Origin of the sequence: Corticimicrobacter sp. (assembly GCF_040137905.1) — a bacterium.
Taxonomy (GTDB): domain Bacteria; phylum Pseudomonadota; class Gammaproteobacteria; order Burkholderiales; family Burkholderiaceae_B; genus Corticimicrobacter.
The window spans coordinates 1-9,231 of sequence record NZ_JBEFDG010000009.1; the positions used below are offsets into that span (position 1 = coordinate 1).

At 57.5% G+C, this 9,231-nt stretch carries 2 protein-coding genes; both read right to left on the bottom strand.

All coding sequences use genetic code 11. The annotated features are described in order from the left end of the window. Positions 1-64: 64 nt before the first annotated feature. Positions 65-1,633, bottom strand: coding sequence for a glycosyltransferase (locus ABN482_RS00840; protein ID WP_349502212.1), 1,569 nt, complete (start codon positions 1,631-1,633; stop codon positions 65-67). An 87-nt stretch (positions 1,634-1,720) separates the two neighbouring features. Next, a partial coding sequence (locus ABN482_RS00845; RefSeq protein ID WP_349502213.1) for a VCBS domain-containing protein occupies positions 1,721-9,231 on the bottom strand: 7,511 nt, incomplete at its 5' end.

A 9,231-nucleotide genomic window follows, 5' to 3' on the forward strand; every position in this document is an offset into this window, starting at 1 on the left:
TCCTAATCCTGCAGCAGACTCATGCACATTGGCGTCAGCGCCAATACGACAGATCAGTTACACACTATTGCAACATCTGCGCCATCAGATCAGACCATCCCTGACAAGCCTGCACAGACGTCACTTGACCAGCCAAAGCTCTGGCACTTAACGACATATCCTTATGGCGTTGAGCGTCAACCAATATCGCAACAATTTTGTCGGCTAGCTCTTCCACCTGCCCAAACGGTACCGTTAGCCCATTAATGCCATCCTGCACCAGTGCAGGGACCGCATAAGGCACATTGAAAGCCGCCACCGGACACCCATGAGCCAAGCTCTCGACCAAAGACAGAGAGAAAGCTTCACTAGTACTCGTCATCAAAGACAAGCCAGCCTGCTCATAAATAGGTCCAACCGAAGTCACAAAATCTCCTACAGTGACAGATTGTTCGAGCCCAAGGGTTCGCACTTTCTCTACTATCGATGCACGTTGGCTCCCATTGCCGTACAGGGCAAGCCGTGCCTGAGGAATACGAGCAACTACACTGGCAAAGACCTCCAGAGCAAGGTCATGACGCTTTTCAGTCGCATACCGCGCCAAGCACACCATCAAAAAACGATCACGCCGTTCAAAATCAAGATTGCACAATGCTGGATCGATATCATATCCATGTGAAATCACACGGATATTTTTAGCACCATAGCGGGTGCGAATATCCCGTGCCTGATTCTCGGTCAGTACCACCATGGCATCGATATTGACGGGATGCTCCAGAAATCCAGAATAGTGCCGATTGGTACGCGACTGAGCCAGATCATTTGCATCAGAAACATGCACGGCATGTACAACTGGCACCACTTTCACTCGCTGACCAAAATCCTGCTTGAGCGTACATGCAGACTCCAAATACAAAGAAGAACGATCCAAAACCAAAAGACTGACCTGCTCGGTCCGCTCTACCAAACTGCGTAACCAAGTCAACGCCAAATCTTCTTCCTTAGAAAAACGATCAACGGCACGTCCATGCGCATCACATACATCAACGTACAGTAACTTTTGCACAGACTGCGTAAGATCGTAACGTTTGAGCAATGCTGTAGAGCCATCCGGACGGAAGTAGATTTCACGAGAGACCTTTTCCTGCTCGCCCTCCAATATCTGGGTCATCGACAACACACCTGAAGGATGAAAAAAATCCCGCCGCGATTTACGATGCGGCTTGCGCCCATCCATATGGTTGATATAGCTGATCGCACCAGTCATGCGCGAACAGAACACATACATCGTCAACCGACCTGACTGATCATAGACACGTAAATCACCTGGGGTATTTGGCACACGTTCGGTACGCAAAGATGTACCAGGTTCCCAGGCGGGTAGCTGTCCGATACGCGGCGCACGCTCCATTTCCTGATACCAGTCATACATATTCAGAAAACGTACACTTGCATCCAGCGCCCCACCGGAGATCGCCGCCTGATACACATCAGCAGAATCAGAGCGATATCTCATCGTCAGAATGACCGGAGACACTCCCAACTGACAACGAAATAAGCGCTCCCGCAGTAGCGCAGACACTTCAATCCCTGTTCTGGCCCAACCAAAACCTTCATTCAGGAAAAACACCTGCAATCGGCGTCGCCTGTCCATAGCTGCATTGCCTCAAAAGAAAATCGCCCCGGAACAAAATAACAGCATTTTTGTTCCGGGGCGAATGGCACCAGGCCGGTTCAGCGCTTACGAGTCGAGACCGGACTTGCCTTGATCAACCAGATCGCGGGCGAACTGGCTCTGGGCTTCGGGATCGACGAAGAACGAGGGTTCTGCCGATGCCGGTGCGGCCTGCTTGCCTGCCACGCCTGCATCCTGTGCGCCCAGCTCGATACCCTTGAAGTCCTTGCTGATCAGGACTTCGGCCGTCTTGCCATCAGCCCCCGTGGCCTCGTAGACATCAAAGTCCTGGTTGGCAGCCGACTTGTCCGAATTGAGCGTCCAGCCATCCGACTCCAGGAAGGAGACACGGTCACCCTCATTGGCCTTGATCGTCAGGATATGGTCACTGTCCGTCATGTCGAGCACGTCCTTGACGCTCAGGTTCAGGAGTTCATGATCGAACCCTTCGCGCGTCAGATCCAGTGTCTCGATATTGCGGAACGGCACGGCAGCCTGACCCTGTTCGCCATACTGGCCGAAATCGATGTCTTCACCAAAGCGCAGCCACACGGTATCGTCACCACCCTGTCCATCGATCGGGTTGACACCATCGAACAGCAGATGGTCATCGCCTGTCGATGCGGCAGCCTGCTTGGACAATGCCAGACTGAACTCGCCATTCGCCACGGCCGACTTGTCACCACCCTGGGATTCCACCGTCCAGGCTTCGAACGTCACCTTGTCAGCAGCGGCATTGGCCGATTGCAACACACCCAGGGAATCAGCCTCCGCCTGGCTCAGGCCATAGACCTGATAGGTGCCGGTCGCGGCGTCGTAGCTGAAGCCCTTGTCCGTACCATTGAAGGCCAGCAGATCATTGCCGACATAGAAGGCAGCATGTTCACCCAGACCGCTGAAGGCCAGCGACAGTGTTTCGACCGACTGATCGGCCACCGTCCCTTCCACCGCCTCGCCGTCCTTGAGCATGACATTCAGGTTCAGGCGCACGATATCGCCCTCACGACCGAACGCAGGCGCGGCATTGATCGAATGGATGCCATCCGCAACCGCCTCGACATGGAGATTGAACGTCGCAGCATCATCACGGATCACGGCATTCGTCTCGCCATTCAGGACAGACAGTTGCAGACTGTCCAGCGTACCGTTCCAGTTCTGCGGCGGCTGGATGGCGATGTAGGCCGGCAGTTTTCCGCCTTCGAGAGGAATCGTCCACAGCGCCGAGCCATCGGCTGCCGCACCGGCATTCTCGGCCAGGCCTGCGGAGGCCGCATCGGCACCCACATAGACCAGGAAGCCATTGGGCAGGTTCTTGAGCAGTGCCACATAAGCCTGTTCGGAACCATCGGTATCGAGCAGACCCTTGCCACCGATATCCAGCTCGATCCGGGATTGACCATCCTGGTTTTCCTTGCCGCTCTGGACCCAGGTTTCCTTGCCATTGGCGTCGGTCTGTTTCTCACCCACAGTGATGTCGTAGCCATTGCTGACACCCTTGAGGGTTGCGTCACCTGCGCCGCTGGCCAGCTTGGGCGCATCGGCACCCTGCTCGGTCTTCTGGACCCAGGCATCGACCTTGACATTGCCACTGGTGTACTGATGGTCGGGGTGCGGTGTGTACTTCAGGTCGACACTGATCGAGCCATTGGCAGGAATCGTGGTACCCGGCTGCACCGGCACGGCATAGTACTGGCCCGCTGGCAAGCCCTCTGGATTCGTCACGACAACCAGTGGCTGGCCATTGGCATCCGTCAACTGACCGGCCTTGCCATCGGAACCGAAACCTGCTTCCTTGAGGCTGACATAAAGCGTGTCACCCAGCGTCGAGGGACCATCCACGCCATTGCCGATCGTGATCTTCACATCCACCGGGCTGCCTTCTTCAGGCACATCGTTCGTGCCTTCCTTGGTCAGCGCAATGCTGATGCCATCTTCGTCGGTCACCGGCGTGAGCGGCAACGCCTGCCCTTCCAGCACACCCTGATCCTGGCTGCCACTGCCGGGGTGATAAGCCGTCAGCGTGGCATCATAGACCAGACCACCAAAGTTATCGTTCAGGTTGGCAGGCGGCGTGATCTCGATTTCCTGCAGGAATTTCTGCAGCGCAGCGTCATCACCCTTGCCCGAGATCACCCACAGCTCCGTCTCGCCATCACCGATTTTGGTCGGCGACAGTTCAACACCGTCGTGGGTGATCTTGGCACCCGCCGGCAACTTGAGCGTCAGCGTGAAATTGGCCGACGTTGCACCATTGCCGAGGTCGAGCTTGGCGTCAAAGGCCTGGTCCAGCGTGAACGGCTGTTCCTCGGTGCCCTTGAAGTCATCCTTCTGGCCCCACTCCAGGTCCACAGACGGTGCCGTACCCGCACCGCTGCCATCCAGGTCACTCGTGAGACTCCACTTGACCTGATCCAGCGCCAGCTCAGTCGCACCGCTATCCTGCGTCACGACCGTGATCGTGATCGGCAGATCGGTATGCTGGCCCAGCACGGAGCCGGCCTGGAACTGCACCTGGGCATCAATCTTGCCATTGAAGGCCGGATAGTCCTTGGAGGGGATCTCAAGCAACCATTTGCCATCGCCCAGATAGCTGACCGAGCCCACCGGCTGGCCCGCCACCACAAGGCCCTCCACGACCAGGCCATTGGGCACGCCCTCGACCACGATCTGCGTCAGGTTCTCGCTGCCATCCAGGTCATCCTTGGAGAGCTCGAGCTTCACCCCGAAGCTGCCGGTCGAGGACACGGTAATGCCATCGGCATCAGCCTGGGCCACGCCCGCCGCTGCATCCACGCCCTTGAACTCGGCTGTGACTGCATCCGTCACGGCTTTCACGGTCAGCGTGTACGGCTGCTCATCCATCACCTTGGTGACCGCATCCACCTTGCCATCGGTACTGTGATCGGTGATCTCGTACTTGATCCCGAACGAGAACTTGGGCGCACCCTGGTTATGGGCGAACTCGGGCGTATTGGCCTTGCCCGTGACCTGCGTCAGTTGATCTCCCGACAGCTTGTAGTAGCCATTGGCATCCTGAGTCAGGACATCCTGCAGCGGCTTGCCATCCAGATACAGTGTGAAGCCGTCGGCATTGGCGGCCTTGGCAATATCTGCTGCATTGATATAGACCGCGGTCACCGCTTCGTTACCATCACCATGGTTGTTGCCCACACCAAAGCTGATCGCAACCTCCTTGTCTTCGGTCAACCCATCACCACCCTGGCCTGTCGACTCAGGCGATGGCGTCACGACTGCGACGACCTCGACAGGTTTGTTGGTCAGCCAGTCACCATCGTTTTCTGTGGTCACGGGAATAATCGTGGCCTTGACCTCGCCACTGTAATGCGGCGGCACAGTGATCTTGACCTGATCCAGCGCAGCCTTGGCAGCCTCTTCCGCCGTCTGGGCACCTTGCGGCTTGGGTACGGACACCACCCACACGCGGGCAGCACCCTCGCCACCCAGGAAGGTCGCGCCTTCGAGATTGAACTGTCCATCCAGGCCGGTGATACGGAACGACAGCTTTTCCGAGCCATCGGTATCGTGCTGCGACACACTGCCGATCAGATCGCCCAGCGTAATCTTGCTCCCCAGGCTTTTTTCGATATGCTCCTCGGTTGCCTCATAGGCCTTGGCGGTCAGGCTGGCCACATCGGCCACCCCCTGGACACGCACAGGCAAGGTCTGTTCGGCCCACTTGCCACCTTCAGAACTTCCCAGATTGCCCAGCACGTCCACGGTCTGCGCGCTGACCTTCAGGTCGAAATCGACATTGCTGTTGTGCGGCGGACGGATCGTCAGCGGCTTGCTCGTATCGAAATCATTGATAGTCACCGAGCCATTCGTCACGGTCAGCTCCTGACCGTTGTACTTGAGCACAGCCCCCTCAGGAATGCCTTCGAGCTTCACATTGAAGGTTTCCGAGGCATCGGACGTGGAAGGACGAATCACCAGCGCGATATCCGTATCTTCCTTGCCGCGGGCCGGGCTGACAGCCAGCGCATCAAGGTCATCGGCCACGGGGGCGATCTTGATGCCAGTCAGCTCAGCCTTGCCGGAGATTGCCGTTGCTGTTCCACCATCCGGATCATGATCAACCGTCTTGGCCTGGACTTCGATCTTGAACTCGCCCGCCACGTTATGCGCCGGCAGGAACTTGACAGTATGCAGGAACTCGACCGGGATCTCGACCGGCTTACCGGTGAACTCGACCTCGACCTCCTTGCCATCAGCCCCGACGTAGCTGAACCACGAGCCGGTCACACTGTCGATCAGATTGCCCTGCGTATCGCGAGCCCCCTCGACCAGCACCGGCGTCAGCAGTGCATAGGTATCTTCCGATCCAGCCCCACCCTGCTCCTTGCCATCAGGATTGCTCCAGCCATCCTTGAGGTTGAAGCCATCGGTATTGAGCGCAAACCATTCATCCTCCTGACCCAGCACGCTCTGGTCATAGGCATGGCCACCGGTCATGGTCAGATCGTTGTTCAGGTTGCCATCATTTTCGCTGCCGGGACCACCTACGGTTTCGGCCACGGCCTTGACGACGACCTTGAGATCGCTGGTGTAGTCCTTGGAGTCCACCACCGGATTGCCATCGGCACCCAGTACCGGATTGCCGCTATCATCCAGCTTCACATCACGCACCGTATATTCGACCTTGAAGGTCGCATCGCGGCTGTCCTGGGGCGGCGGCGTGATGGTCCAGTCCTTGAAGGCATCCATGCTGCCCACGCCGGCCTGGCCTGCCGGCGTCGAGATCAGCTTGTAGCTGCCATCGGTCTCTGCCGACACGACCTGGCCATTCTCATCGCGAACCACCCAGCCTGCAGGCACATCCTTGATAACGAACTGCGTAATGGTTTCGCTGCCATCGCTGTCCTGGAAGCCGATCTTGTCCAGGAAACGGATCGCCGAATCTTCATTGCCTTCGGCACCCTGGATATTCAGCTCATCGGCAACCGGGGCCACTTCCATATTCAGCGTGACGGAAGCCGATTTCTCCTGAGTGCTGGCCTTCACACTGTCACCATCCCGATCCTTGGCATGCAGCGTGACCACAATGCCATTGAGTGAACCGCTGAAGTTCTTGGCACCACTGATGTTCAGATCGCCAAAACCATCGGTCTTGGTCGACAGGCTACCCTGGGCAAGCTTGCCGGATATCTCGCCATCGGCCAGTTCCTGGCCATTGACCAGAATCGTATGGCCGGTTTTGTTGGTGATCGTTACCCAGCGTTCTTCGCTGCCATCCAGATCCTCGAACTGGGCCTGCAGCAGGCTCTTCAGATTGACGGGCACATCTTCCCTGGCATCGGTGATCGACAGCTTATTGGTACCATCATTCCAGGTCAGCGCCACGTCGTCCGTCACGGCCTGGACATCGATACTCACCGTTACCGTCTTGGGTGCCGAGATTTCCTTGCCGGCGGTATCCTTCAGCGGCATGCCCTGGTCATCAACCTCGTAGCTCGATACACCTACCTTGATCGTAATGTTCTCGTGGCGATGCTCAGCCGGCTGCAGTTGGATACCCTCATACTGTGCCTGCGTCAGCTTCAGCACCGTCGAACCGGCTTTTTCGGCTGCCTCGATCGCGGGTTTTGTGTGCGACACATAGTTACCATGCTCGTCGATGATGACGATCTGGATTTTCTGATTGTTGCCAACCAGATCAATATCCTTGCCTGCCTGCGCACCATCTGCAGGAATTTTCAACACGCCTGGGTTAGCCTTCGTAAAGGCACCACCACTCACGGTCAGCGTGATCAGGCCCAGCAGTTCGGGATTGTCGCCTTCGGCACCGGGGCCATTGAGATCGACACCATCGGTCACCAGAGGCACCTTCAGGCCCAGCGAGGTCGGCGGGCTCTGTGCGGCATCCGTGACCGTCGTGATCGTATCTTCCTGCGTCGTCAGGTTCTTGCCCTTGAGTTCCGGCGCATCGGCGACCGGCTGGACTTCGAAGTTCAGGGTCGACGTCGACTTCAGGCCTGCCTCGCCATTGCCTTCCGGCTCCTGCACCGTATAGGTAATGGTCGGGATCTTGCCGGAGAAGTTGGCCGCGGGCTTGAAGTCATAGGAACCATCTGCACGCAGGGTCAGCGTCCCCAGCGGCTTGTCCGCTGCAGCACCCGGAATCTGGATGGCAGTGGTGCCGGGCGCGAATTCCTTGAGCGTGGTGCCATTGGCCTCGAATACGCCGGCAATGGTGAAACCGATCACCTTGAGCGCGCCTTCACCCCAGTTATTGTCGTTGGCAATCACATTGCCCTTGACCACACCACCGGAGATGGCTGTTTCCTGACCATTGATCCAGGCCTTGCCACCCGAGAGGTCTTCCTTGAGCACCACGCTGTCGGGGGCAGCCACCGGCGCATCGTTGGTGCCATTGACCTTGATCGTGATCTTCGTGTCGTCCCAGGCACTGTGCTGGTCCCAGACACGCACATCGAAGACCTCATCGACGACGTCCCCACTCTTCAGCGCCTGGGTCGCCGGCTTGCTGTCGTCCAGTTGATAAGTCCACTTGCCCGTTGTCGCGTCCAGGGTAATCGAACCGTACTTGCCTTCCAGCGTCAACACACCCTTGTTGGAGCTGCCATCCTTGAGCGACCAGGTCAGTTGTGCGCTTTCGTCCTTGTCGGTCGCCACCAGTTGCCCGCTGGCCGAGCTATCGCCATCCACACCATAACCGGACTCGGTCACGGACAGATCCCAGGTTGACTGGTTGTTGGTGATGACAGGCTTGTCATTGGTACCGTTGATCGTGATCGTCAGCGTGGAATAGTGGGTTGCGCCCTGGGGATCGACTATCTCGTAGGTGAAGGTATCAAACACCTTGTCGCCCTGATCCAGCTTCTCGACCGCGTCAGAGCCATCCTTGAGCTTATAGGTATAGCTGCCGTCGGCCTTGATCGTCAGCGTACCGTACTGCGTCTCGACCTTGATGCCACTTGTCGTTACGGTTTCACCACCATCTGCCGGCAAAGTGGCGTGCTTGCCAATGAACACCTGCGTTACCTGCAGCGCAGCCTTTTCACCCTCATCCAGATCTTGATCATTGGTCAGAACATTTGCCTTGACTTCCGTCTTGCCTGCAAATGCCTCATTCCCACCCACCTTCACCCCGGACTCTGTCACCGCGTTGGTATCGGGCTTGGCGACTGGCGCATCATTGGTACCGGTAATCGTAATCACCAACTTGGCATCGGCAGTGCCCCCTTCGCCATCGCTGATTTTGTAGCTGAACTCGACCTTCGCCTCTTTGCCAACCGCCAGGTAATCGAAACTCTTGCCAGGATTAAACACATAGCTGCCATCCGGTTTGAGCGTCAGCGTGCCGCCCGCAGCACCGCTGCCCTGAATCACGCCAGCCAGATCGACTCCATTTGCCGGCACCTCTTTGTAGACACCAGGCTGTCCGTCTTTACCGATGCCAGCGATATGCGTCACGAAGATATCATCGCCATCGGGGTCGCTGTCGTTCTTGAGCAGACCGTCTGCCTTGCCCACGGTCAGCACCGTGTTCTCTTCGGTCGTGTTCGCGTCATCAACCGCCTCGGGCGGCGGGTTCT

Coding starts and splice junctions, on each gene's coding strand:
- ABN482_RS00840 (WP_349502212.1), bottom strand. CDS start 1,633: ATGGACAGGCGACGCCGATTGCAGGTGTTTTTCCTGAATGAAGGTTTT.